The organism is Paenarthrobacter sp. NyZ202 (assembly GCF_049860755.1).
In the GTDB taxonomy this organism is placed as follows: Bacteria; Actinomycetota; Actinomycetes; order Actinomycetales; family Micrococcaceae; genus Arthrobacter.
On sequence record NZ_CP187556.1, the window covers coordinates 1,980,954 to 2,005,348 of the forward strand.

At 60.0% G+C, this 24,395-nt stretch carries 21 protein-coding genes; 15 read left to right on the plus strand and 6 right to left on the minus strand.

Translation table 11 applies throughout. From position 1 onward, the window contains the following. Positions 1-82 precede the first annotated feature (82 nt). Positions 83-991 carry an alpha/beta hydrolase family protein gene (locus tag ACPFL9_RS09150; protein ID WP_426007198.1) on the plus strand — a complete coding sequence of 303 codons (909 nt, stop codon included), beginning with the start codon at positions 83-85 and terminating at the stop codon, positions 989-991. On the opposite strand, the gene ACPFL9_RS09155 is transcribed toward ACPFL9_RS09150, so the two are convergent. Further along, positions 960-1,244, minus strand: a complete 285-nt coding sequence (locus ACPFL9_RS09155) for an ArsR/SmtB family transcription factor (protein WP_426007200.1) — start codon at positions 1,242-1,244, stop codon at positions 960-962. The genes ACPFL9_RS09150 and ACPFL9_RS09155 overlap by 32 nt on opposite strands. A 181-nt stretch (positions 1,245-1,425) precedes the next feature. Here ACPFL9_RS09155 and ACPFL9_RS09160 point away from each other — a divergent pair, with 181 nt between their 5' ends. After that, complete coding sequence (locus ACPFL9_RS09160; RefSeq protein ID WP_426007201.1) at positions 1,426-1,929, plus strand: hypothetical protein; 504 nt, start codon at positions 1,426-1,428, stop codon at positions 1,927-1,929. On the opposite strand, the gene ACPFL9_RS09165 is transcribed toward ACPFL9_RS09160, so the two are convergent. Continuing rightward, a complete protein-coding gene (locus tag ACPFL9_RS09165; RefSeq protein WP_274258199.1) occupies positions 1,883-2,206 on the minus strand; it encodes an ArsR/SmtB family transcription factor in 324 nt (107 codons plus the stop codon). The genes ACPFL9_RS09160 and ACPFL9_RS09165 overlap by 47 nt on opposite strands. Before the next feature lie 294 nt (positions 2,207-2,500). Here ACPFL9_RS09165 and ACPFL9_RS09170 point away from each other — a divergent pair, with 294 nt between their 5' ends. From ACPFL9_RS09170 to ACPFL9_RS09230, 13 genes are all read left to right on the plus strand, one after another. Further along, positions 2,501-3,280, plus strand: coding sequence for a hypothetical protein (locus ACPFL9_RS09170; protein ID WP_426007202.1), 780 nt, complete (start codon positions 2,501-2,503; stop codon positions 3,278-3,280). A gap of 841 nt (positions 3,281-4,121) precedes the next feature. Further along, the gene (locus ACPFL9_RS09175; RefSeq protein WP_426007203.1) at positions 4,122-5,165 is read left to right on the plus strand and encodes a C40 family peptidase; all 1,044 of its coding nucleotides are present in this window, start codon (positions 4,122-4,124) and stop codon (positions 5,163-5,165) included. A 20-nt stretch (positions 5,166-5,185) separates the two neighbouring features. Beyond that, positions 5,186-6,904, plus strand: coding sequence for an ATP-dependent nuclease (locus tag ACPFL9_RS09180; RefSeq protein WP_426007204.1), 1,719 nt, complete (start codon positions 5,186-5,188; stop codon positions 6,902-6,904). A 260-nt stretch (positions 6,905-7,164) separates the two neighbouring features. Continuing rightward, positions 7,165-9,219 carry a hypothetical protein gene (locus ACPFL9_RS09185; RefSeq protein ID WP_426007205.1) on the plus strand — a complete coding sequence of 685 codons (2,055 nt, stop codon included), beginning with the start codon at positions 7,165-7,167 and terminating at the stop codon, positions 9,217-9,219. A gap of 238 nt (positions 9,220-9,457) precedes the next feature. Next, positions 9,458-9,745: a hypothetical protein gene (locus ACPFL9_RS09190; RefSeq protein WP_426007206.1), complete on the plus strand. Its 288-nt coding sequence runs from the start codon at positions 9,458-9,460 to the stop codon at positions 9,743-9,745. Positions 9,746-9,748: 3 nt separating this feature from the next. After that, positions 9,749-11,164, plus strand: coding sequence for a type IV secretion system protein (locus tag ACPFL9_RS09195; protein WP_426007207.1), 1,416 nt, complete (start codon positions 9,749-9,751; stop codon positions 11,162-11,164). After that, entirely contained in the window at positions 11,157-12,638 is a 1,482-nt protein-coding gene (locus ACPFL9_RS09200; protein WP_426007208.1) for an SCO6880 family protein, read from the plus strand. Before ACPFL9_RS09195 ends, ACPFL9_RS09200 begins: the two co-directional genes overlap by 8 nt. 275 nt (positions 12,639-12,913) lie before the next feature. Beyond that, a complete protein-coding gene (locus ACPFL9_RS09205; RefSeq protein WP_426007209.1) occupies positions 12,914-14,089 on the plus strand; it encodes an ATP-binding protein in 1,176 nt (391 codons plus the stop codon). Between the two features lie 500 nt (positions 14,090-14,589). Continuing rightward, the gene (locus ACPFL9_RS09210; protein WP_426007210.1) at positions 14,590-15,888 is read left to right on the plus strand and encodes a type IV secretory system conjugative DNA transfer family protein; all 1,299 of its coding nucleotides are present in this window, start codon (positions 14,590-14,592) and stop codon (positions 15,886-15,888) included. After that, positions 15,885-16,385: a hypothetical protein gene (locus tag ACPFL9_RS09215; RefSeq protein WP_426007211.1), complete on the plus strand. Its 501-nt coding sequence runs from the start codon at positions 15,885-15,887 to the stop codon at positions 16,383-16,385. Before ACPFL9_RS09210 ends, ACPFL9_RS09215 begins: the two co-directional genes overlap by 4 nt. 83 nt (positions 16,386-16,468) lie before the next feature. Further along, entirely contained in the window at positions 16,469-17,617 is a 1,149-nt protein-coding gene (locus ACPFL9_RS09220; protein WP_426007212.1) for an ArdC-like ssDNA-binding domain-containing protein, read from the plus strand. 50 nt (positions 17,618-17,667) lie between these two features. After that, positions 17,668-18,174: a single-stranded DNA-binding protein gene (locus ACPFL9_RS09225; protein WP_426007213.1), complete on the plus strand. Its 507-nt coding sequence runs from the start codon at positions 17,668-17,670 to the stop codon at positions 18,172-18,174. 101 nt (positions 18,175-18,275) lie between these two features. Further along, positions 18,276-18,557, plus strand: coding sequence for a hypothetical protein (locus ACPFL9_RS09230; RefSeq protein ID WP_426007214.1), 282 nt, complete (start codon positions 18,276-18,278; stop codon positions 18,555-18,557). 10 nt (positions 18,558-18,567) lie between these two features. Here ACPFL9_RS09230 and ACPFL9_RS09235 read toward each other — a convergent pair whose 3' ends face one another. The 4 genes from ACPFL9_RS09235 to ACPFL9_RS09250 form a co-directional block, all read right to left on the minus strand. Then, positions 18,568-19,038 carry a hypothetical protein gene (locus ACPFL9_RS09235; protein WP_426007215.1) on the minus strand — a complete coding sequence of 157 codons (471 nt, stop codon included), beginning with the start codon at positions 19,036-19,038 and terminating at the stop codon, positions 18,568-18,570. An 82-nt stretch (positions 19,039-19,120) separates the two neighbouring features. After that, a complete protein-coding gene (gene mobF, locus ACPFL9_RS09240; RefSeq protein ID WP_426007216.1) occupies positions 19,121-22,681 on the minus strand; it encodes a MobF family relaxase in 3,561 nt (1,186 codons plus the stop codon). Beyond that, positions 22,678-23,019: a hypothetical protein gene (locus ACPFL9_RS09245; RefSeq protein WP_426007217.1), complete on the minus strand. Its 342-nt coding sequence runs from the start codon at positions 23,017-23,019 to the stop codon at positions 22,678-22,680. The genes mobF and ACPFL9_RS09245 overlap by 4 nt, the downstream gene beginning before the upstream one ends. 1,059 nt (positions 23,020-24,078) lie before the next feature. Continuing rightward, positions 24,079-24,393, minus strand: coding sequence for a putative quinol monooxygenase (locus ACPFL9_RS09250; protein WP_055976432.1), 315 nt, complete (start codon positions 24,391-24,393; stop codon positions 24,079-24,081). Positions 24,394-24,395 lie beyond the last annotated feature (2 nt).

Sequence of the window (24,395 nt, forward strand, 5' to 3'; positions counted from 1 at the left end):
CTTTTGGTTCGGTCAGGGGACTGGCCATGCGTGTCTGGGTCCAGTGGTTGAAACCATCCCTGACAGAGGATCAGTCACTCGCGTGGTGGAGCGCGTGGACTCAGGACAACTTGGACGTGCCACCGCTGGTATCTGGAGCGGATATGTGTACTCCGAGCCGCATCAACTTGGCCTGCCTTATCGAAACGTTGAGATTGCAGTTGAGGGCGGCCTAGCCCCAGCCTGGAGGTTCGACCCACCTGAAGCTGATGACGCGGCTAGAACCTGGGCGATCCACATCCACGGGATGGGCGGCAGGAGAGCAGGGACGCTGCGTGGGATACCCGTCGTTCATCGTCTGGGACTGACGTCGCTGGTTGTCTCGTTCCGAAACGACGGCGACGGCCCGCCGTCGTCCGATGGGCGTTACCGACTCGGCGAAACCGAATGGCGCGACGTCGAGGCCGCCATCAACTACGCCGTAACCGAAGGCGCTGCACGCATTCTGATCTTTGGGTGGTCGCTAGGCGCAGCCATCGCCTTACGAGCGGCAGCCTTGTCAGCGCATGCTCCTCGGATAGTCGGGATGGTTCTCGACGCGCCCGTGTTCGACTGGCGGATGACACTGCGAGCGAACGCGAAGGCGGCCGGGTTTCCCCGTCCACTCGTCCGGCTAGGCCTCATCGCCCTTCAATCGAAGGCCCTCGGATGGGTCACCGGACTTGCCGAGCCTATAGATCTCAGTGCCATGGATTGGCTAGCGCGGTCAGCAGAACTGAACCAACCCATCCTTGTCCTCCATGGAAAGAATGACGACACCACGCCATTCGTAGGGTCCGAGAGGGCTGCCGCCCTACGGCCGGATCTAGTCCGATTGGTGGAGTTCGGATCCGAGGGCCATTCCCTGGAGTGGAATTTTGACCAGGGCAAATGGGAGCGTTCGGTCGAGGACTGGTTTGCAGGCCTACCCTTAGCCGGCACTAGCCATGATCGAGAGGTGAAGCAGTCTTAGGAGGCGACTGTACTGAGTACTGGACTGCCAGATCGTTGAGTTGGCTCTCAACGAGCGAGGCTCGGGCGGAGAAGCGCTCGCCGTCGAAATCTTGAACGAGGCCGGCTGACTCGAGTATGAGGAGATGACGCCGAATTGTGGCCCTGGATGTCCGGAGCTCTGAGGCCAAGACGGTAGGGGTGGTCGGTCCACTCCTAATCAAGAAGCGAAGTATCTGAGTGCGTGTTCGGTTCATCAAGATGGATGTCGACATGCAAACCACGGCTCAAAAGTTGAAGACTGATTGCTGTAGACGGGTCTACAGCAATCAGGATACGCCTCGAGCGGTCTATGCAATAGATTCAAGATCCAATTGATTGTTTCGGTATGGCGCTCGCGGAATACTGATGGCGAAGGAGCAGTATCGTACACGGTAGGCGATCGGAAGGTGGAGCATGCCGGCGAAAGACGCTAGCCGCAATGGCGAGCTACCGCAGGCAACGCTCGCGCGCCGATTGAACCTTTTGCTGGATGTCGTTGTTGCTGAGAGGGGATCGCCGGTCACCTTCAGGGAAATTGAGGCTGGCCTCCAAGCTCGAGGCGTCAAGATCTCGCGGGCCCGCTGGTTTTACATGAAGGACGGAACGGGGCGCCTGGTCAGCGATCCCCAGTTGCTCACCGCCATCTGCGAGATGTTCGACGTCGATCCTTCCTACCTGCTGAACGGCGTCGAAGGGGACATCCCGAAACGCATTGACTCGCAGTTGGAGTTTGTGAAGTCCTTGAGGGCGGCCCGGGTGAAGACCTTTGCCGTCAGAACCTTGGGTGACGTCTCGCCTGAAACTTTGCGGGCAATTACCGAGTATCTGAATAAGGACATCGACCTCCACCCGCATGGTGAGAGGGCGGCGGCTACTCCTCCAGGACATACCGAAGGTGAGCGTCCAGCAACTCCTTGATGCGGGTGGGATTGGCTGAGTAGCGAGGGGAACGGCCGTGGCGGCGGCCGGCGGGAACATCGACGACGATGGCCCCAACCTGTTCCAGGGCAACCAGATGCTTGGCGACACTGGGCTCTCCGGCGCTCACAGAGTCCACGATGTCGCCGCGCGTTGCAGGGCCAAACGTCGTGAGGAACCTCAGTATTTCGTTTCTGGCCCTGTTGCCGAACGTGGCCACAGCTGCCTCGACATCGGGCGACCAAGCGTCGTCGTGAGGCTGCGTAATCCGTGGCATGGCTCAATTCTTACCGAACAACATGAAAAAAGTAAGAAGCGCACTCTTGACGATACTTAAAGTATCTTCGACAATACTTTTTAGATGCTTCGATTCTTGGTTCGGTTCAGCCGGCCATAACTACGTCGCTGGGGTGCGGCGAACGTCTTTGAACAATAGCTATTTGAAGCGGTGAGGGCGATGGGCCTGAACGACAGCGTTGAGCAAGCCGAAGAACTGCGGCCAGGATCTCGGGTAGTGGACATCTCCCTAACGCGTCCAGCCGAACCGACACTCTTGGTATCTAATGACCAAATGATGGGAGCCGTCGAAGGAGTGCGGCGATACGTCGTCTCCCACCTCGCTCATATCGGACGTGCATGCGACGTGGACGATGTTCTGCAGGATATTCGCGTGGCGGTCTGGGATGGTGTGGCGCGGGGACATTACCGCCAACTTCCCGGAGTACCCTTTGATGCGTGGGTGCAGGGCGTGACATCCAATATATGTGCCGCCCATGCTCGCCGCGAACTCAACCACAAGACCCTGCCTCTGCTGCTCGATCCTACGGGCGAGGAAGTTTCCGGATCCTGGGGACAGGTATCAGCCATCCTCATTGCACAGGACAATGCCGAAACTCAGGAGATTATCGACCACGAGTGGGCGGTCATGGTGCTTCAGTTGACTCGCGAGGCCGTGTCAGCCCCGACGTGGCGAATGGCCGTGGAGAGCCTCACCGCACCTCGGCAGTACGCCCTCCCAACTCAGCACGACCGCCGTCGTTGGAATGCAGTCACTGCGGTGCGACAGACCGCGAAGACCGTCAGCCGGGCACTCGATGTCGCCCCAGGCAGCATCAGCGACATCGGCCAGCTCTGTCAGCGCGCTATTGAATGCCTCCCGAGTGCCCTGCTGCGCGCCGTTGCCAAGGCGATTGTTCTACCCGAGATTCACGGGCCGGAACGGCAAGCTGCGATTGCCCGCTTGGCGCGGGAACTCGGGGTCAGCGATCGCTATGTCGCTGTGCAGATTGGCACTGCAAGGCGTCTCTACCAAACCGCTTGGCGGGTAGTGCGCACGGCGGCCTCTTTCTGATCTTCGGAGGCCTCTACTTCGCAGTTGACGACAAGGGCATTTGGAGGTGGTGAACCATGAGTATTCGAAGGGCCAACGGGATTCGGACGCGATTGGGTCGCTGGGTCTTTGGATTAACGGTCCTTCTGATTGTCGGCTCATTGGCGCTGCTGATCGCGCTGCCGTCCAAAGGGCCAGCCACTGGGGCGGCGCCGGCGGATTCTCCTGTTGCTTCAACTCCAGCACCGCGCGCCTCTAGTCCCGTTCCTCGGCCCACAGTTCGCCCGTCGGGAGCAACGAACCCGTCGGTTATTCCGCCTACACCTAGGCCAACGGACTTTCGCGCGGTTGCTTCTTCGGTTGCCGAAGCTATCTACACCTGGGATACGAGGAATTCGTCCTATTCGGAGGTGTACGGCCGGATCCGCGATCTATGGGTGTTGCTCCCGGATGGTTCCAATCCACGGTCTGTTCTGGTTCAGGAATTCGAGGCTACGGGTGTAAACGCTGGATCCTTTGCCACCCTCACGGGCCAAGGCGCTTTCCGGGAAGCGAAGTCGGAGTCATCGACATGTGACGAGCAGCTAGTCAAGGTACGCGAACGACCTGCTCCATGGCCAGGGCTGCATGTCTGCACTGTGCGGCTTTCTGTCGAGGACCACAGTTCAGCGAGTACCAACTCGTACTCCGCGCCGGTCAGCGTCATGGTCAACTGTCCTCCAGCACCGACAGCGCCTGCAGATCGTTGCGTGATGGTCGCCTTCTATGCGTCCTCCAATCGAATCGTTTACTGATGCCTCATCCAGGACTGGCTGTCGCTCTCGTGCGACGGCGCACGCTTTGCAGGTTGCTTGGAGCGTTCGTGGCGGTTGTCGCGCTGGCATTTGGTGTCGTGGCCAGTGCGGTTGCCGTTGTTTTGGTGGCGGATCCTCCGACGGCGGCCGTCGCCTGTGTCTCTGAGGCTGATGCTGGTGCGGGAATAGCCGCCGTTGTAGTCGACCAGCCGGGCGGCGCTGGCGTCGCCGGGCTGTCGGCGGCCCAGACGCACGTAGCTTCGGGTTACGTTTCGGTCGGTAAGGGGCTTGGCCTGCCACGTGAGGCGTTGGTCATTGCCATCATGATGTCACTACAGGAGTCGAGCCTGCGGATGTTGGCCAATACCAGCGTCCCCGAATCCTTCAACTTTCCGCATGATGGCGTTGGTAGCGACCACGACTCCGTCGGCTCGGCTCAGCAACGACCCGCCGCCGGATGGGGAAGCGTCCAAGAGTTGATGGATGTCACTTACAACGCTCGTGCCTTCTATGGAGGGCCGGCAGGGCCCAACCATGGAAGCCCGCGCGGGTTGTTGGATGTGCCGGGGTGGGCCTCGATGAGCAAAGGGCAGGCTGCCCAAGCGGTACAGGTTTCGGCCTTCCCGGAGTTGTATGACCGATGGGAGCCGCAAGCGTCTGCGATTGTGGACGCTCTTAGTGGGATCGCACCGGCTCCTGCATGTACGAAGGCTTCCGGAGTGAGCTCCGAAGTTGTCTCATCTGAAGGTTTGAGTCAGATCCGCCAGGACATTCTTCGCTTTACCAAGATGGGGGTTGGAGGCGCATATGTCTGGGGCGGCACTGCGTTCAAGGCGTGGGACTGTTCTGGGTTCGTCCAGTGGATTTACCGACAGGTTGGCATTGAGCTTCCGCGCGTGGAGCAATGGCGCGTAGGGCGGATGACAGATAGTCCGCAGCTTGGCGATCTGGTGGCTCAAAACCCCCAAGGACCGAACAACTGGGGACACGTGGGCATCTATGCTGGGAATGGGCTGATGTACAGCGCTCTCAACCCCTCTGTTGGAACCCTCCTGCACCCCATTAATTGGAACACGGGAACGGTCTACTTCAACTTGCTTACAGAAAGATGAATGGCTAGTACTCTTGCTTGGTGACGAATTCCATCCAGCTTTACCTCGAGTCGCTTAGCATCAGCGATGGATCGACGGTCGTTCTTCCGCAATCAGGCGTTGTTCTGTTTGTTGGCCCGAATAACTCCGGTAAGAGTCAATCCCTGCGCGATATCTTCGGGCTGAATGATGCCCCGGACTCCTACGTGGGCCGGGCAGTTGTCAACCTGGAGTTGAAAAAAGTAGGGTCTGGGCCCGACTTTGTTTCGTGGGCCGAAACTAACATTCCCATTTCGAGAACCTCTGATGGGCAAGAACGACGGCAGATTGGCGACTACGGAGCAACGAGCCTGTCGCAGGCGGGCACCATCTGGTTGAACAAGCGTCTTCAACATTTTGCCAAACTGTTCATCTATCATGCGGACGCAACATCTCGCCTAGAAGCCGGAAAGTCGGTCTCCAACATAAATTTCAACACCCAGCCAATTAGCGAGCCGCTTCAAAGGGCTTACAGGGAGCCCGAACTAGAGGAAGCCTTGAACGAGGCGGCTGTCGCTGCTTTTGGTCTGCCACTAACAGTTGACCGTTTCGCGGGCGGTGTGATCAGTCTGCGAGTTGGTCCGGCTCCTGAATTTGAGCACCGAGGAAGTGCTCCCACATCGGAGTACCTAGAGGGCCTGGCCGAACTTCCGCTTCTTGAAGAAGTCGGGGATGGAATTAAGAGCTACATGGGGCTTCTGCTGCACATACTCGCCGGAAACCACCCCATGACCCTCGTAGACGAGCCCGAAGCTTTCCTGCATCCTCCCCAAGCCCGCTTACTTGGACAGACGTTGGCTCGCAGGGCCACGACGAATCAGCAACTGTTCCTTGCCACTCATAGCAACGATATCGTCCAGGGCGTTCTCGAAACTGAAGCGCCAGTCACGATTGTCCGTTTCATGCGCGATGGCAACATTAATAGGGCGTCGGTTTTGGAGCCCGACGAAGTCCGATCTTTATGGGACGACCCTCTACTCAGATACTCCAATCTGCTCGAAGGGCTTTTTCACGATGCCGTAGTACTCTGCGAGGGTGACGCTGACTGTCGGTTCTACAGCTCGGTTATTGATGCCCTCTACGACGCCGGGGACGTTGGCAGAGTGAGTCGTCGTCCTCAGTTGCTTTTCTCCCACTGCGGCGGAAAGGCGAGAATTAGTAGTGTTGTGACATCGCTCAGAGCGATAAGTATTCCCGTAGTGGTGGTTGCTGACTTTGATATCCTCAACAATAAGGACTTGCTCGAACGCACCGTTACCGCTCTCGATGGTAACTTCGCTGAAATGAACCGTAATTGGCAAGTCCTGAATGCGGCGCTTACCTCGGACGATAAACCTATGTCCAAAGTGGCCCTGAAAGAAGCCCTCGTCAGTGGGATCGACGGTATCACTGGCAGAAACGTACAGCGCGCTGATGCACGAAGGCTTCAAGACCTACTGAAAGTGGACAACGGCTGGGACAAGGTAAAGAGAGCGGGACTGAGCGCTGTTCCCTCGGGTGAGCCGTTCGCTGCCGGTGAAGCCCTGCTAGATCAATTGGCCGCTCTGGGTCTGCTGGTAGTACCAGTGGGAGAGCTTGAGCGATTTGTGCCAAGCGTTTCCGGCCACGGACCATCTTGGGTCACGGAGGTGCACCGTTTAGGTTTGCACTCGGATCCCACACTCACAGCGCAGAGAGCCTTCGCCGAAAAGATAGTTCATGCTGCAGATGGAGCGAACTGAGCTGTCATTGTTAGACCCGCGAGGTCGAGTGCAGGGAAAGTAAACTTGCCACTTCTGAAACAATTAGTGGTCCGCCTTCTTTCTTGCGTTCCGCCTCGTCAATTTTTTGTGCCCAGCCTAGGTAGGTTATCGGGTTTGGGCTCCGAAAAATTTACACATTTGCATTCTTGCTCAATATGCAAAGGGAGGTTTCAACGGGTCTCTTGGTGCCTTTTGACGACGGACTACTGCTTGACTCGAGTGCGCAGGGCTGGGCCTCCATGACGCTCACCACGCAGCATTATCCGGATCATTGCAAGGTTTTGTTACTAGAGGAATTATCTATTCCCGCTGTTTCATTGTACGTTGAGTTCGTGGTTACACATATGAGGGATTGGATGGCTACGAATCCACTTGCGGAGTGGCGGTCTCTGGGCTATACGACTGAGAGTACGATCCGCGCAGCACAAGAAAAGGCCGTCCTGACGCGCTCGGCGTTGGCGCACCCGACCCTCGCCGCATCTGTCTTGTGGGCGGACACTATCTCTCGCAGTCACGCGGACTCGGGCCAGCCTTACGGCTGGTTGCGAGACAGCGCCCGAGAAGCTGCAAAGAACGCGTATGAGCGCCTCCCACGCGCGTCGTCCTTTGCCTCGGCTTTCAACTGGTACTCGCGGATAATTAATGATGAGACCAGGGTTGTATTACAAGGGGAATGGCACGCGTATCTGAGGTCGGTCTACGCGGAGTCGATATCTCAGGCCGCCACACCGCAGGAGGTTGACCGCTGGTCTCGGGAGCTTGCAGCCGGACTAATTGAGGATCAGCGGGAGCTAGACACTCTCGGTCAGCGACTTAATGAGTTACTTGCCCAGAACTGGAAAGATCTCAAACGTTGTCAAGACCGGGTCGCCGACCTCCTCGTTGCTGGTCCCATCGAGCACGTTGTAGCGGTAGGTGTCGTAGGCGCGCTAACACTTGATGACTTTCGCGTATTGGTGCAGGACGATTCCGTTGTCCCATTGATGGACGGACGCGGGATGGCGAGTTTTCGGCGCTGGGGAAATGCAGGAGGGAAAGCGGCGGACTTTATTCGATCGGTGTCTCAGCAGCGTTTTTCCATTGCTGGACGCGAGTACTTGCCAGGACCACAGATATTTCTGGAGGTCCTTGTCGAGGCGCCAGACGCGCAGAGCGCGCTTAGCAAGGCTTCACGATTGCTTCACACGCTTCTGGATTCGTATCATGCAGCTCATCCGACGGCACTCCTTTCGTTGTATCCCCTAGCTGGGGTTGCGGCGCGTGGCAGCAAGAGAGGAGGCTTCACGGTGCTGGATGGTAGCGCGCGCAGGACGGAGACAATTGGCCTTGTCGGGATGCAGCCGATTGAGTCATTGACCCAAGCACTGCGAGTGAACTCTATGATCAGAACAGCCCCTGCTACAGTGACTCGAGCCTCGTTTAGCTGGGTTGCCCTGGAGGCTGCCGGGATCAAGAAGAGCAATATCAAGGCGTGCGGCAAAGCTCTTGCCCTACTGGAGCTTAGACAGTTGTTCTTCACTTCATACAGGACTTTCGTTCGGTATTCGCCGACAAGTACGAGGGCAGAGAAGGTTGAAGTCCGACTTTCAGAAGCGTTGAGCCGTAGGGCTCGCCGATTAAGGCGGAACGCCAACTCAGGTCCCCATTCTGCCGGTCTACAGTTGTCTGCTATGCGGCTCGACACAGCTGCTCTTTTGCGCACGCGATTGGCGTCACTCCATAAAGCACGCGCCCTTAGAATGCGTAGTCTGATCGATGGAGTCGGAGTCTCCGAAGGAGGTGTCGGCTATGGAGATCCGAGCTTTGCAACTCTCGGCTCGTTTTCCACTTGGGGCGCCGCTCTTCGAGAGTGGAGAGCTGGAGCGCTATCGGCCAATGCGCAAGCTCTCGAGGAAATTAGTAACGGGATGCTTCCCGAGCATTGCGCGGAACTTCGTGTTCTTGGGGACTTGGCAGGGAGCGCCGATCTCTTACGGGAACGCCTAACCACTCAGGCAGCCCACTATGCTTCTCGACTTGAAGCCCTATACTCGGCGCGAAACCTGCATCTGCATAACGGCATTCATGACGTTCCTGGCGAGGTGGGTCTGGCACAGCTCGGTCAGTCGATGGTCGATGCGATGCTGGAAATTTGGTCTCTCTGGCTTCCCCATAACAGCCAAATGCAGCCTAGAGAGGCTGTTTCAGCTCTAGCGGGTAGATTTGATGCGGTTGTTTCAGAGCTTACCTCGGGACGCCTGCTGGAGGACCTCGACGCGGGTTCTATTGCCGCTCCCGGCTGGGTTCTTCCATAACTCACTGGGTACGAGACGAGAGCACCAGAGTCCAATCCAAGTGTTTCATAAGGCCGTAGAAGTTTTTCCAGTTCCAGCAATCAACGTCTAGTTTCACCGGGCAGCGAATTGAGAGGGCCGGATGTCGCGTAGTGTGGGCCATGCATGCTTTTCGTCATGTCGTTCCCACCCTCCACCCCCATGAAGTCGTGAGCCCAATCAGCTCATTCCATTGGAAGACGACTGGATGGAGCACCAGATGTTTCTGACAGCGGTGGATCCTGGGATCACACCAAACGCGAATTTCCCTTTCCTTGAGTCGTTGAAGCAGATCGGCGGGGGAATCCTCGTCGGTGCCTTCATCGTCATCGCCATCGTGGCGATCATCGGAGCGGCGATGCTCCTGGCCGGCAAGCTAAGCCAATCTTCACGGCTTGCGTCCGGCGGGGGAGTGATCCTGCTGTGGACGGGGCCGGTCGCGGCCATCCTCGGCGGAATAAACGGCTACATCCTGTGGTCGCAGACGGCATTCCCACTCGGTTTCTGAGCCATGCCAGTCGAGTGCGACCTGAACGGCTGGTGGCCGCCCGGATGCGGACTCGTCTCTCAAGCCAACGACGGCGCTCAGGGCTCCATCACAGCTATCTTCGCGAATGTCCTTCAGAACGTCGCGTCGTGGATGTGGGGCTTCATCACTGGCGCCTTTACGGTGTCCGATGTCGACGACTCCCAGTGGACGGCCATCGGTGGACTCACCAACTGGTGGGTCATCGTCATGCTGACACCACTCGTCGTCGTGATGATCCTCCAGTTGCTGTCGGGCCTGATTAGCCAGCAACCGCGACGTCTGCTGCGGGCGCTGATCGGGGGAGCGGCTGCAGTGCCGCTCGTGGCCGCGGCCGTCTACGTCGTCCGCCAGCTCACCAGAGTCAGCGATGAGGCTTCGGCTGCCCTTCTCGAGTCCATCGGCACAGATCCCTACGTCGTGTTCATGCGCCTCTTCGGGTTCGAACGAGCCCCCGCAGAATCGGACCGTGAATGGAACGTCATCTCACTCGCGCCCGGCAACCAGGGAGGCGCCGTCGGCGGAGCGATCGTCACCGCCATGGCTGTCATCGTGGTGTGGATCCTCGCGTTCATCCTCATGTGTTCAATGATTTTCAGGACGTTCGCTCTCGCGGTACTCGCTGCTGTGGCTCCCGTGGCCCTGATGATGATGCCGTGGGAGAAGTCCAGGGCCTGGGCCGGACGATGGTGTGAGATCGTCGTCGCGCTGCTCCTTGCCAAGCCTTTGGCCGCAACCGTCCTGGCGACGGCCATCAAGCTTTTTGCGGATTCCGAGTCATTCGCCGGTCTGGCCGCGGGAACGGTCGGCATGGTCTTGGCCTGTGGAGCACCCCTTATGGCGCTGCGACTCGTGAGCTTTGCCGGCGGAGAACTGGCCGCGGCAGCACAGACCGCTGGCGGCGGACACGTACTCGCGAGGAGTAGCAGCGTGGTCACCCGCCAGGTGAGCCGGCAGCTCGGCGGCAGGCTCACGGTCGCGTCGTTGATGGCTCGGTCCGCGATTACGAAGCCCATTCAGTCCGGCCGCCGAGACATCCCGACGCGGGTCCTTCCGGCCTCCGTTCCGATTCCAAGAAGCCTGACAAGTACGACGGCGGTACGCACCTCGGGTGGCAACAGCACCGCTCCCGATCCGCGGGCTTCTCACGAGAGAACCGGCTCACGCAGCGACGTCGTTCAGGGCCACGTTGTTTCAGATCCCGGCGGCCGAACGACAACGGCCCAAGGAACGCAAACCAGCACCGGTCCCCGCGCCAGCGGTCGAACATCAGCTCCGAATCCCTCTGCGCGTGTCCCCGAGGTGAGAAACCCGAGCAGCGCGCTACCGACGTCGGACCTGCCGCCAATTAAACGGAAACAGGCATACCGCCCACAACCACCGGACAAATTCCATGAGTGACGAAACCAGGGCTCTGGAGCCCGTCAAATTTCCAAGGTACGAACGCCGTGGCATTTTCATGGGCCTGAAGTGGTACCAGCTGGGATTGGTGGCTACGGGGGTACTCGCGGCGATCATCGCGTCCGCAACGGGTGGTCCCGTAGGCCTCGCCGCCATGGCCCCGATGTGGCTTTCACTGGTCCTGGTCGGCGTTCTGCAGTACTCGAGGATTCCTTACCCGATCTGGGGCACGTTGATCGTGCTGTTTTTCGTCCGCAGTGTTTTGGGGCAGACGACCTACCTTGTCCACCCCGAGCGCCCCATCAAACCAGGGCAACTCGCCCTTCCTGGGGGACTGGGCAACCTCAAACTACAGCCGCTCAGCCGAGGTGAGTGTGTTGTGCTCGACCCGCAGGGGCGGGAAGCGGTCGTTGTGCTCCGTTGCAGCACCCGCTCGTTCGCACTGCTGGACGATGACGATAAAGCGTGGGCGGCTCAGGCATGGTCCAGGGTCCAAGCTGGGCTGGCTCAACGTTCCGACATCGCGCGGATGGCCGTCCAGGACTATACGGTTCCTTACCCCTCGTCGGCACTGCAGGACTTCTACGATCGGACCGTTCCGGCCGCCGACGGCGAGCGCAGCTCGTGGGGGCAGATGGCGTACCAGGATCTGATCTCCGCGGCCGGGTCGGCGATGAGCCACGATGTTTTGCTTTCGCTGGTGGTCGATACCTCCAAGTCACGCCGGAGGATCAAAGAATCCGGTGGGAAGAAGAACGGACTCGAGCGCCTGTTGAGGCTCGAGGTTGCTGCGATAACTACTTCACTATCCAGCCATGGAGTCAGAGTGGAGGAGTGGTTGTCTGAGCCGCGTCTGCTTGAGGTGTTCAGAGGCATATTTGATCCTGAGGCCGTGTCGAAACGATCAGGCAGGCAAGAGGACATCGAGCGAAGTAATGCGGCGGACCCACCGCGACATAGCTCAGGACCCATGGCGGTTGAAGAACACTGGACTTACCTTCGCACTGATTCTGGCTTTCACCAGACGTTCTGGGTAGCGGAATGGCCGCGTCAGAGGGTGTACCCGGGTTTCCTCCATCCTCTCGTCTATGTGGGCGACTTCCGGCACACGGTCACCCAGGTCATCAGGGCCGTTCCCACCCTTGAAGCTCTGCGCGACATTCGCTCTGCCCAGGAAGCGCACGAAACCCGCCGGCGGATCAATGCCAGATTCGATCGCCCGACGACCCGTGAGCAACGGGCCGAGGAGGAGGAAGTGTCCCAACGTGAGGAAGAGATCGTCGCGGGGCACGGTGATGTCCGACCGACGGCGTTCGTCACTATTACGGCTTCGACGCAGGAAGACCTGGCTCGGCATCGACATGAACTTGAGTCGGCAGCTGCGGGAGCATTCGTAGAGCTTCGTCTTCTTGCTGGACAGCAGTGGGCGGCGTTCATTGCCGGAGGACTTCCCTTGGGGCGGGGTTTGCGATGAGGGTCAACGCTCAAGAGGTGAGTTACACGCCGTCAGGCACGCGCGCGGACCGGAAGGCCGAACGGCGAGCCAAAAGCGGGGCGCCCCGCCGGGGGATGACTCGATCGCAGCGCACAGAAAAACCAGAGTGCCCTCTTGACCACGAGCGCCTCCTCGGCGACTGGGGGAGTCGCGATGCTAAGACCCTATGGGGACCTCATCGTCTGCGGCCAGCGCCGCACCGCGCGTCGACGCTGACGTTCGCCGCGGCCTACCCCTTCATCACAGAATCGGGCTTGGGTCATGAGGGGACGTACATCGGAACGGACGTTTTTGGATCCGGAGCCTTCTCCTACGATCCCTGGATCCTCTATGACAAGGGCATCATCAGCGGGCCCTCGATCGTCGTTATCGGGACCGTCGGCACGGGTAAGTCGATGTGTGGGAAGTCGTTGGTGGCGCGTTCCATCACCCTCGGGCGGAAGGCGGCCGTGGCGTCGGATCCGAAAGGCGAGTGGGTCGGCGTCGCCAAAGCTGTTGGGGGCAAAGTCATTTCGGTTGGGCCGGGCAGGTCAGCGAGGGTGAATCCATTGGATGCGGGACCACGCCCGAGCTCACTCAGCGACACGCAATGGCACGCTGTGGTGCGGCAGCGTCGGCGGCAGTTGCTTGTGGCTCTTGTTTCCCTGATGCGTCAAGGCACTCCGCTGCATCCCGTTGAACACACGGCCCTTGACATGGCCTTGATGGAGACGACCGCCGAGAATTCAAAGCCGACTCTTCCCATGGTGCTCGACCATTTGCTGAACCCGTCAAAGGAGACGCTGGACCTCGTTGGGAAGGAAGGCGGAGTTGCCGTCAGCCATTCTCTCAGGCGGACAGTCTCCGGTGATCTGGAAGGAATGTTCGATGCACCTTCCACTGTGGCGTTCGACGCCGACGCCCCGATGATGGTTATGGACACCTCTGCCCTGATAGGTGCGTCCGAGCAGGCGCTGTCCTTGGCTGCTGCCTGTAGCGCCACCTGGCTTGAGGCCGCGGTGACAAACCCCGACGGCGGCAAGCGCCTTGTGGTGTACGACGAGGGTTGGCGAATGCTTGCCGACCCGTACATGCTGGCGAAGATGAGCGAGCAGTGGAGGCTCGCGCGGACCTACGGGATCGCGAATCTGTTGATCATGCACAAGGTGGCAGACCTCAATGAGATTGGCGACAATATGAGCGGTCATCGTCAGAAGGCACTGGGCCTCCTGACGGAAGCGGATACCCGGATCATTTACCGGCAGAAGCACGATGCGATGCGATTGACGAAGGAGGCCCTGGGTCTCACGGAGGCCGAATGCGACCACGTCGAGAATCTGCCGAAGGGTGTCGGGCTCTGGAAGGTGGGAAACCGTTCCTTCATAGTGGCGAACCGGGTAACTACGGACGAACTGGAAGTGTTCGGCACTGATGACCGGATGCACCTGTGAAATCGCGGGCGGGAAGCACGAGTCCGATGATCTCAGTGGGTCTTTGGTTGGTTGCGGGGTACGTGGCCTTTTGCTTCCTTGTCCAGGTTGCGGCCGCTGTGACCACACCTAAGCAGTGCGGCGGCAGGCCGCCGTCGTTATTCATGCCGACGGCGGGCGCGGGCCTGCTGGTTGGCCGTCCTGAATGGATCACGAGATCCGCAGGAGACTGCCGCGCCGATGTCGCAGCTATCTGGTGGCTCGTAGGCGCTGCACTTGTGATGGTCGCTGCGCTCGCCGTCGGAGGTGTTCTCACTTGGCGGATGTGGAAGCAATCGGGTGCATGGTTGCGGCAAGAGATCTTGAGTCGGGACGGGGTGGCCGGCAGGGCGGAGATTGTTCGGGACTTTGGGGCGAGGGCGGTTCGACGGCGAGGCCAGTACACCCGCCCCGGGCTGGGCAAGCCGAGCGTCCAGGACGTTTCCTGGACGCTCGGGCGCTCGCGGGGAGTGACCATCCACGTGTCGACCGAGGAATCGATGGTCATTCAAGGTGCGCCGCGGTCGGGCAAGGGCTTGTACGTAGTGATCAACGCGATCCTTGACGCGCCTGGAGCAGTCGTGACGACATCCACGCGTGCTGACAATCTGGTGGTGACCATGCGAGCGCGGAAGTCTGAGGGACGGCCAGTGACTGTGTTCGATCCGCAGGGGATGTCGGGGCTGCCGTCGACCCTTCGCTGGTCACCGGTACGAGGATGTGCCGACCCGGACATTGCTACGCGCCGGGCATTGGTGATCACTGCGGATACGGAAATGAAGGGCGAGAATGCAGCGTGGCAGAAGCGCTCGCTCATTGTGTTGCAGTGTCTACTGCACGCCGCCGCGTTGTCCGGTGGGCGGGTAGCAGCGTTCCGCCGCTGGTCTTCCAGTCCGGTTCTGGCCCGGGAAGCATTGGATGTTCTGGCCAGCCCCGCGGCTGCTCGTGGCTGGCAAGCGGACTTGATGGGGATCCTGGAGGACGATCCACGCAATACGTCGAACTCGTGGATTGGAGTCTCGGCTGCGGTTGCACCTTTGTCCTCGCCCAGGGTGATGGCTGCCCTTGATCCGCAGGATGAGGAGCAGGAGTTCGATCCCAAGAGCTTCATCAGGCAACGTGGGACTCTCTACCTGATTGGGACCCGCTCCGGAGCTGCGGCCGCGGGGCCCTACCTATCTGCGCTCATCGATGACATCGACAACGCGGCCCGTGAGATGGCGTTCGTGTCTGCAGGTGGGCGGTTGGACCCTCCGTTGTCCTTCATCCTGGACGAGATAGCGAACTTGTCGCCGTGGCCGGGCCTTCCCGTTGTGCTGTCGGACGGAGGTGGAATTGGCATCTCGACTCTGGTTGTACTGCAGTCCCTGTCGCAGGCTCGAAGCGGATGGTCGATTGAAGAGGCCGCCACGATCTGGGACTCGGCGATCATCAAAGTAATTTTCGGAGGTGGGTCTGACGAGCGTGATCTGCGCTCGCTGGCAGGGTTGCTGGGGGAGCGAAGCCTCATCCTGAACACCCGGTCCTGGTCCTCTCAAGGGCGGCAAGACGGAGAGCAGATTCGGGAGAGCCCGGTCATTCGGCTGGATGAGATTCGTCGCTTGCCAGTTGGCACTGCTCTTATGTTGGGTCGGCGGACGCGGCCGATTCTTTTGGACCTACGTGATTGGCATAAGCGCAAGGACGCTGCTGAGCTGGGGCGTTCGAAATTAGAGACCGAGCGAGAGCTGGCCGCCGGCCATCTGAGCCGGCAGGAAACGAACAGCGAGGCGGATCAATGAGCACCCAGGCGGACGATGCTGATTTCGAGGTGGGACGGGTAGCTGACTTGGATGATGAACTGACGGCGGAGCTGTTCCGGTCATCGTTCCAGCCGTCCCCTCGGAACATAGGGGTGACCCACCGCTGGCGCGACATGACCTCGCAGCAAGCAGTGGCGGCGTGGCAGAGCCTGTTCGAATGGGTGCGATGGTTCGTTGGCGCCTATCAGCTGACGACTTCGGTTGTACCGGATTGCTGGTGGCGGCATTCCGAGATTGTGGCGGAGCTCTATGCCCTACAGCGGGCAGAGCTAGCTTCGTTCACCTCTGACGATTCCGGCTTCGGTCCGCTGGCCTTCCACGAAAGGCTCCCACACGCCGTCGAACGTCTCCGCACCCACACTCGAACCGCAGGTTGCGTGGGTTTGCAGAGCCATAAGGAACCGGTGCTGAGGGTGGTGCCAGCGGACACGGACTTTGAGACCTGGAAGATGGATGCGCATCAGGCGGGCGGCTGACAGTCATGCGGTTCACGGCGGGGTTAGTCATGGATGAGTGATTACTTGTCAGGCCGTTCCAAGAAGTACGAAGGGTGGCTGTCGTGGCCCCTCAAAATGAAGATGGTCCCGCCGCCGGCGTGCATGCTCAACCAAACAGTGGCGCTCGCATATCGCCGGAGGAGCGCATCGCTGACCTCACGGCTGGGCTTCACGCGGCTCTCGAGGAAGCCATCGAATCACCCGTGCGGTGGCAGGTCTTGCTGGACGCATCTGCGACCTTGTGGCGTTATTCGGGAGGCAACGTCGCACTCCTGATGATGCAGATGGGCCAAAGGGGGACGGACGGACCTTCGCTGGTGGCTGGGTACAAGGAGTGGGCACGGCATGGAAGGACTGTCCTCCGGGGCGAGCATGCGTTGTGGATCATCGCTCCACGGACGGCATCGATGCAGGAATTGCGTATGCCCGACGGACAACGGAAGCTGGTGCCGCCGAACCAGGCTGCGCCACCGGACGCCGTTGCGATCGGCAAGAAGAGCGTGGTCACGGGATGGCGCGGGCAGGCGGTCTTCGATGTATCGCAAACTGAAGGAACGCCGCTGCTGGTTCCTCGAGCGGGCCAGCAGTCCGACGTGGATGTGGACGAACTGTGGCGATCGCTGACTGAAGTTGCTGAGCAGCATGCATTCAAGCTGGACGTCACGCGCTCGCAGTATGGGCTGACGAGCGGGTTTACCGATTTTGCGGAGCACCGAATCCACGTCGGCGCCTGGATGAACCCGGAGGAGCGCGTGGCTGTTCTTGCCCACGAGCTGGGGCATGTCCTGCTCCACGGGCCGGACGACGGCGTTGGGAAGCTCTATGGGAGCAGCGTGGATCACCGTGGCTTGGCTGAGGTTGAAGCAGAATCTGTTGCTTACACGGTTCTTCGGGCGCACGGTATTGATCGCTCGGCGCGATCGGCCAGTTACCTGGCGGGTTGGGCGGACGCGGTCATCGACGCGGAGAAGGATCTGCGGCGCGATGCCTCGGATAGTCGGGTGTCTGCCTCCCGGGTTGATATTGCCAAGTCCGTTCTGGGGCGTGTGACGGCGGCGACCAAGGGGATCCTCGCGGTGTCGGATCCTCCTGGCTTTGGCGGGAAGATCGCCATGATCGAGGCTGACCGCCGTGTCCAGGACACGCCGACTTATGCCGGAGTTCCTGGCCCGGGTGGGTCGATGCGAGGCCCCGAAGTGGCCGGGCCTTGAACTTGCAGATGTCCGATGGGACCGGCTCGTCGGCTGAGGAAGGAAAAACCATGAACACGAAGATCCCCATCACTATCGCTGGCAATCTTGTCGCGGACCCTGAACTCACCATTGGTGAATCGGGGACTCCGCACGCGAAGCTCCGCGTTGCCGTGAACCAACGGATCCAGAACCCCGACGGAACCTGGCGGGACGGCGAACCTGTCTTTCACAACGTCTCAGCCTTCCGGATGCTGGCCGAGAACGCGGCTTCCTCGCTCAAGAAGGGCGACCCCGTCATGGTTTCCGGAGAACTCGAGTTCCGGGCGTACGACAAAGACGGCGAACGGCGTGAAGCCCGGCGGATCATCGCGGACACGATTGGCCCGGACCTCCGGTTTGGGACCGCGACGTATCAGCGGGCGGCCCGTCCGGTTGTCGAGCCTGAAGCTTCAGTTGAAGCAACTGGTCCTGAGGCCACGACGGCGACGGGTTGGCCGGTTTACAACGTCTCCACGAAAGGGCCGGTGGTGACGTCCCCTTTCGGCGGAGTCCGGACCAATGACATGACGATGTGATCCGCTCATTGCTGTTGCTGGCCCACGTCTGCTTCCGGAGCGGCGTGGGCCTGCTTCTGTCACCGCTCGAACATTCGAATATATGTTCTAATCTTGTTTCTATGAGACCGAAGCAAGACTCCACCGCTTTCGCCCGCATGATGGCCCAACTCGACGCCGACAGCGAACACCCGAAGCCCGACGACGGCAAGATCATCGAGATGAACCCGGACAAGCAGCCCCTGGTTCGCGTCAACGAGATCTACGGGCGCGCGATCAAGTACACAAGGTCGTATGGGCTGATCGAGTGGGTCGATGACCAGCGGGTTTATCACGTTCAGTGGTTCCCGGCGGGGCAGGTTCAACGGGTGGATCAGGAGTCGTGGAGGGGGAGGCCGCTTTAGATCCGCGTCGTCAGCTCGCTTGTTTCAGGGACTTGCTTCGCACGCTTGGGGCCCACGCCAAGACCTCGTTGCCGGTAATCCGGTACGTAGTGGGCCAGGGAGATCCGGGCCTTACTTGCTGAGGGTCGGGTTTGATGAGGAGAACAGACCCGGGCCACAGTGGTTCGCCCAGGGCTTCGATCCAAGCGGGTTGGATGTAGTTAAAGCGGTTCCAGCGGATCGTAACCCACGTTCCGGTGGGCTGGACGGCGTCGACCGAGAGCAGAGTGACTTCTGCGGTTGCTATGCCTGCCTGCTTGAAGCTCTCGAGTGCTTGCCATCGGTCGGCGGCGGCAGTCTGCCATCGCCGCAGCCTGCGAATGCGTTGACCCCACACAGCCAGAAGGACGATAGCCACCACGGCCACGGTTACCACGATTAGGTTGGAGCCTGTAAGACTGGATGTCAGCCCAACCAGCATTGGGGCGATGGTAATCGTCACTGCGCTCACTATGAGCAGAGCGGGTGTCGCGATTCGTGGCTTGATGGCTGGGTTGACTTGCATGGTTTGCTCCGTTTCCAGTTTAAAGCTGCCAACCACTGCTGGTAAGGCTATGTTGGGTTCGTAACCATGCGGAATCCCTGATGGGGGCATCAGCCAACTCAAGGCGGGCACCTGATATTGAGGCTTGAAGCTGTTGATAGTGCATGTTTTGCTCCCAGTCCCACTCGGCGGGCGGAGCGCCAAGAGGCAAAGCCGAGTCGTGGACACCCCAGCGGTCCCTATAGATGGCAACGCTCCGAACAAGCGGCGCTCCTTCGTAGCTTTCGGTGTGAGGGTTGAGCTCATTGAGGAGAGCTGTCTTCCATTCGGGCTCCTCAAGCATCGCTGTTCTGGCGACCTGTTCTGTTCGGTTCCCGATCCGCCGTCGAACCTGTCCAAGCATGAAGGCCAGATCTTCACGCGTGTTGGTGAGCCTCTCTGTCAGTGGGTCGGAAGCTAACTCCGGCATTAGCGAACAGAATCTGCGGAGACGGGCGTGGACCACGGCCGTGACGTTGTAGGCGGTGGCGTCGGACTCGAGTGCCCGAGCCAGCACACGCTGGGCCCCTGGGCGACTAACGTTGCTGGCTCGGCGCCAAACAGCAACTGCTGCGCCCCAGGCACGTGAAGCCATCATCGCTTCGGCGTCACCGCGGGAATGCGACTCGATACTCTTCGCCAAATCCAGTCCTGCAGCGATTTGGGCTAGGTAGTCGTACTCGAGGTTCAACCGTTCGAGGCTGTCGGCGTGGGATCGTTCGAAGTCCCGAACTTCATGGGCTGTCCGCTCAGCTCCTTCGGCATCCAGGATTTCGCTCAGGATTGACCGCCAACCTGCCCGTGAGGAAGGGTCGAGGATCTCTTCCTCATCCGGATTGCTCTCGCTGACATATGCCATGTTGGAATGCCGCCCTCGGGTCATGCTGACGTACAATAGTTCCCGTGTCAGACGACCGGGCGTGACGACGGTGTGGGCTGTGTCCACGGTTAGGCCCTGAGAGCGGTGGGCTGTTGTTGCATAGCCCAGTTCCAGGGCGTTCTCGACATATGCGGCCGCTAACTGAACGGTGGCGCCGGTGTCTCTTCGGATGGAGCGAAGTGAGCCCCTCCGGCTGTCCACCTCAGTAACTTCAAGCAACGTCCCGTTGCGGAGGAAGGCGCCCTGGGTGTCGCGAGTAGTCCGATCGTTCCTTCGAGCGATAACTTGGTCACCGGGGCCCGCCTTGAGACCGTCCCTCAGCACAACCGTGTGCTCGGCATCGACGTCGCCGCGTACGACACGGTCAGCCTGGGCACGCTCATTGAGCATTCTCACGGTGTCGTTGTCAGGTCCAATCAATACTGACACTCGTCCGGCGAGGATATCGTCGTGCCAACCAACGTACGCACCGTCCACCATATCCATATAGACGCCGTGGCTGATCCGGTCGTGATGCTCGTAGACAGACAAAGCAGAAACGCGGCCCTCGCGTAGCGCCAAAGAAGCCGACTTCTCCCACTCGTGAGCGAAACGCCAAATCGTGTTCAGTCGCGCTGCCTTACCTTGTCGATTGAGCCAACCAATAACACCCCCGGCATCGATCGAGTCGAGCTGGGCAGGGTCGCCGACCAGCACAATCTTGGCTCCAGCGTCCTCCGCTTGCCTGACCAGAGAGGCCAGCTGGATTGTCGACACCATCGATGCCTCATCGACTACGACCAGTTGGTTTCGCCTAAATCGCCACCGGCTTTGTTCAGCAGCTAACCGGGCTGCCATCTGTTCGAAGCGAGCGTTGACGGGGTCCCTATTGGACGTCGGCCTCAGCCGGGCTTCCGCGGCAAAAAACTGACTGGCTCTTGCGCTCGCACCCGAACCAACAGACTCATGCAACCACTTCGCCACATTCTCTGTGACCATGCCAAGACCAAGCCCAAGCACCTCGGCGCTCGCAGCTGCCGGAGCCAAGCCGACCACGCTGCCGACGCCGAACGTGGATTCCCAGGCAGATTTGATTGCACCGAGAGTTGTCGTCTTCCCGGTGCCGGCGGGGCCGACGATTGCGTCCAAGCGATGAGCGCTCATCAGGACCTGCGAGGCTGCTGTCCTCTGGTCTTGGGCAAGCTCAAATCCGTCCTTATTCAGGTATGACTCGAGTGCCTCAATGGTGAGGTCTACCGCGACGGCCGGCGCCCCGTCGTCGTTCGCTGCTGCCAGCACCTCGTCCTCGAAGATGAGCGTCGCGTCGTCGGTGTAGAGGCGTGCGCCGTCAAAGTCGAAGACGCTGCGGCCGGCGAAACGCAGGTCATCGGAGGCATCCGGTGGAAGGGTGTAGCGGTACTCGTTGAGTGGCACGGATTGGCGCTCCGCGTCGGTGGCCACGGCTTCGATCATGGCGTTGCGGTCCGCGGGGGAGGCGCACCGGATCTCGGCGCAAACCCGCTCGCCTTCCGCGATCAGGTTCCAGCGATTCCAGGTGGAGCGTTTGGCGGCCACGCGCTGTCCGGTCAGGTGCCCGACGGCGGCAATCCAGTCTGGGGCTAAGTCAACGACGCTGAACGGGCGTGAGTGGGAGCGATGGATGGTGGAGGCAACCACGGTTTCGGGGTCGAGGCCCTTGGCTTTGGAGCGTTCGCACCATTGAGCTGAGAGCTGGCGAAGGGGAGCGGGCGTTGTGTCTTTGGGTTTGCGTGTGGTCAGGGTGGCCTGCTGTCGAAGCTTGACGACTGTGGTGGCCGTAGGTCGTTGCCCATGTTCCGCCGTCCATTCTCTGACGAGGCGGTCGGTTTCGACGTCGATGAGCCTGGACCGATTCGAGAATTCGCGGATGAGTTCCTCGGATACGCCGGTGAGTTGTTGGCTGGGGTTGTGGGAGGCTTGGGTTGGCGTGCGGATTTCTGTGTCGGTGCCGATGCTGGCTTTGAGGGCGTCGAAGAGGATGCCGTTGTAGTGCTCGCTGGCTGCAACGACGGCTTTGTAGAGGCTGCGCGAGTCGAGGGTGGTCCAGGCGTTGTCGGTGATGCGTTGGACCCTGTTGGCGATGACGACGTGGGTGTGAAGTTGTGGGTCGCCGGCGCGGGATTCCCAATGGTCGAACGCAGCGGCGATGACGCCTCGGGTCCCGAGATGGGCTACGCCGTTGCGTCCGGAGCGGGTGTTGATGACCAGCTCCTCCAGCCATCGCAGCGATGCATCGACAGCTTCGTGGTGGGTCTTGAGGATCTGTTCTTGTAGGTGCCGGGGACTGAGAGCCCAGAGTGCTGAGACGGATTTGGGGACGCTGAAGGTGAGGTCGAAACCGGCGACGGCGTTCTTGGTTAGTTGTCGGCGGCTTGCCTTTTCTGAGATTGTGGTCTGGCTGTATGGACGGCCTAAAGCTTGGCCGGTGTCAGGGTGCGTGGCGTTTTGGAAGATTGCCTTGGCGTCGGACTCGGTGACTTTGTCCCCCTGTTTGCGGTCAATTCCCGCTAAGCCACTGCCGACCCATTGGCCCTGCGGAGTTCCTGCGTCGACGTAGTAGCTAATCGCGTCCGGGGGAGTAGCGGCCGCGTCATCGAGCATGGTGGATTTGAACAGGTACTTCAGCCCGGACTGGACGGAGAGCCGGGCGATCGACATGGTCATGCACGAAGCGCCCCGGATCTGGTCTTGTTGGGCAGCCATCCTCTGCGACGAAGGATGCCGACTGTGGTTGGGTCGAGGGCGACACCCTTGACCTTCGAGACGTGGACCAGAGCGGTAGCCACATGGGCCAGATCCTGGACGTTGGTTCTTTGGGCTCGTTTGAGACGCAGGACTTCGTTGTGGAGAAGACCGTTCCTTGTGTCCAGTTCGTCGTAGATCGCGTGGAGGCGTTCGAGCTCGGAGGACTGCCGCCGCAGCTCCGTGGTGAGCCGGTCGATGCGGGCCCGGCAATCGCGGAGCTTGGGATCTGGCAGTCGTTGAGGAGTTTTTGTGTTCACAACTTTTCATGCACGAGGAGCCGTCAGCCAGCATGACGTGTCGCCTTGGATGCCAGAGGTGTGAAGGAGTCATGACGTTCAAGGCACCGCAAGGGCTTGCGGTTTCAAAGCGTATGTTTTGGCGAGACATCTAGTTTCGCCCCCTAGCGCGGTATTGCTGTGGGGATCGGCAGCAGTCTTGACCGCGGCGCTGCTGTCAGCAGTTCGTCATCGACTTCGGTGAATCTGCCATATGAGCTTTTAAAGCGCGGTTCGAGGTTGTCGAGGTTCAGGGCGCTCCTGGCTACCTGATACATTCATTTCTTTCGCCGGGTCCAACACGCGCACCGGCGCCTATGGTGGAACTCTGAAACAGGCCGCGCTTTGTGCTGGAGGTAGTCCGAGCCGTCCGGGCGGTTTGTCCCCAAGGCGGTCCAGTCTCTTTTCGTACTTCGGCCACCGACTGGCGGAGCGAGAACGCCAATGATCTCCTAGAGGAGTGGACTGCCGACGATGCGGTTCGTCTAGGCAAGGAACTGCACGCACAGGGGCCGACTTCCTGGATCTGTCCACCGACGGTCTCGTTAGGGAGCCCAAGATCTCGGCCGTGCCCAATTAACAGGGGCTCTATGCAGCGCAGGCACTTAACCAAGCTGGAATTGATTCCGGCGCTGTGAACATTTCACCCACCCTGCCCAGGCCGAATACATCCTGAGGAGAGGAGGAGCGGATCCCATATTCCTTGGTCGTGAGCTACTGCGGAAACCCTACCGGCCTCGGCAAGCTGCCATTGAGCTGGGCATCGAGCCTCAATGGCCGACGCAATATGGCTACACCGTGCGAAACTGCACGACGTAGGCAGGCTGCATCCCGTCCAGCTTGCTAGTGCCGCGCGGTCAACCTCTGAGTGGGAGGCATTGCTCCGCTTCAAAGTACGTTTCCGGCGAAGAACTGTGTTGATTAAGAACGATCACACCGAGTGAGCGAGGAAACGGCGTCTCAATTGGCAGGCCGAAGCCCGGACCAGTTCTGACTGATCCGGGCTTCGGTGGTGGAGGCTGTTTCCATCCTCGTGCCTTCCTAAGGAGCTTCTGCGGGGCTGTTGGCTGTGACATAGGTGGAAACGGTCCGCGCTTCGAGCTCCGGGATGATGTGGACAGCCCCGATGGTGAGGAAATGTTGCGTCTGTCGATGCAGGTCAAAGTCCTCGGCTGTGTGGTAGCTCTCCAGGATGACAATTTTCCTGTCATCCTCCACTCCGCGGAAGAATTCGTAGGAGATGTTGCCGGGTTCTTCACGGGTTTGGGCTGCCATCTTCTGCAGGTGTCCCAGAACCTCTTCCGTGGTTCCTGGCTTGGTTCTGTATCTGGCAACGACATTGAAGGTGCTGGTCATGA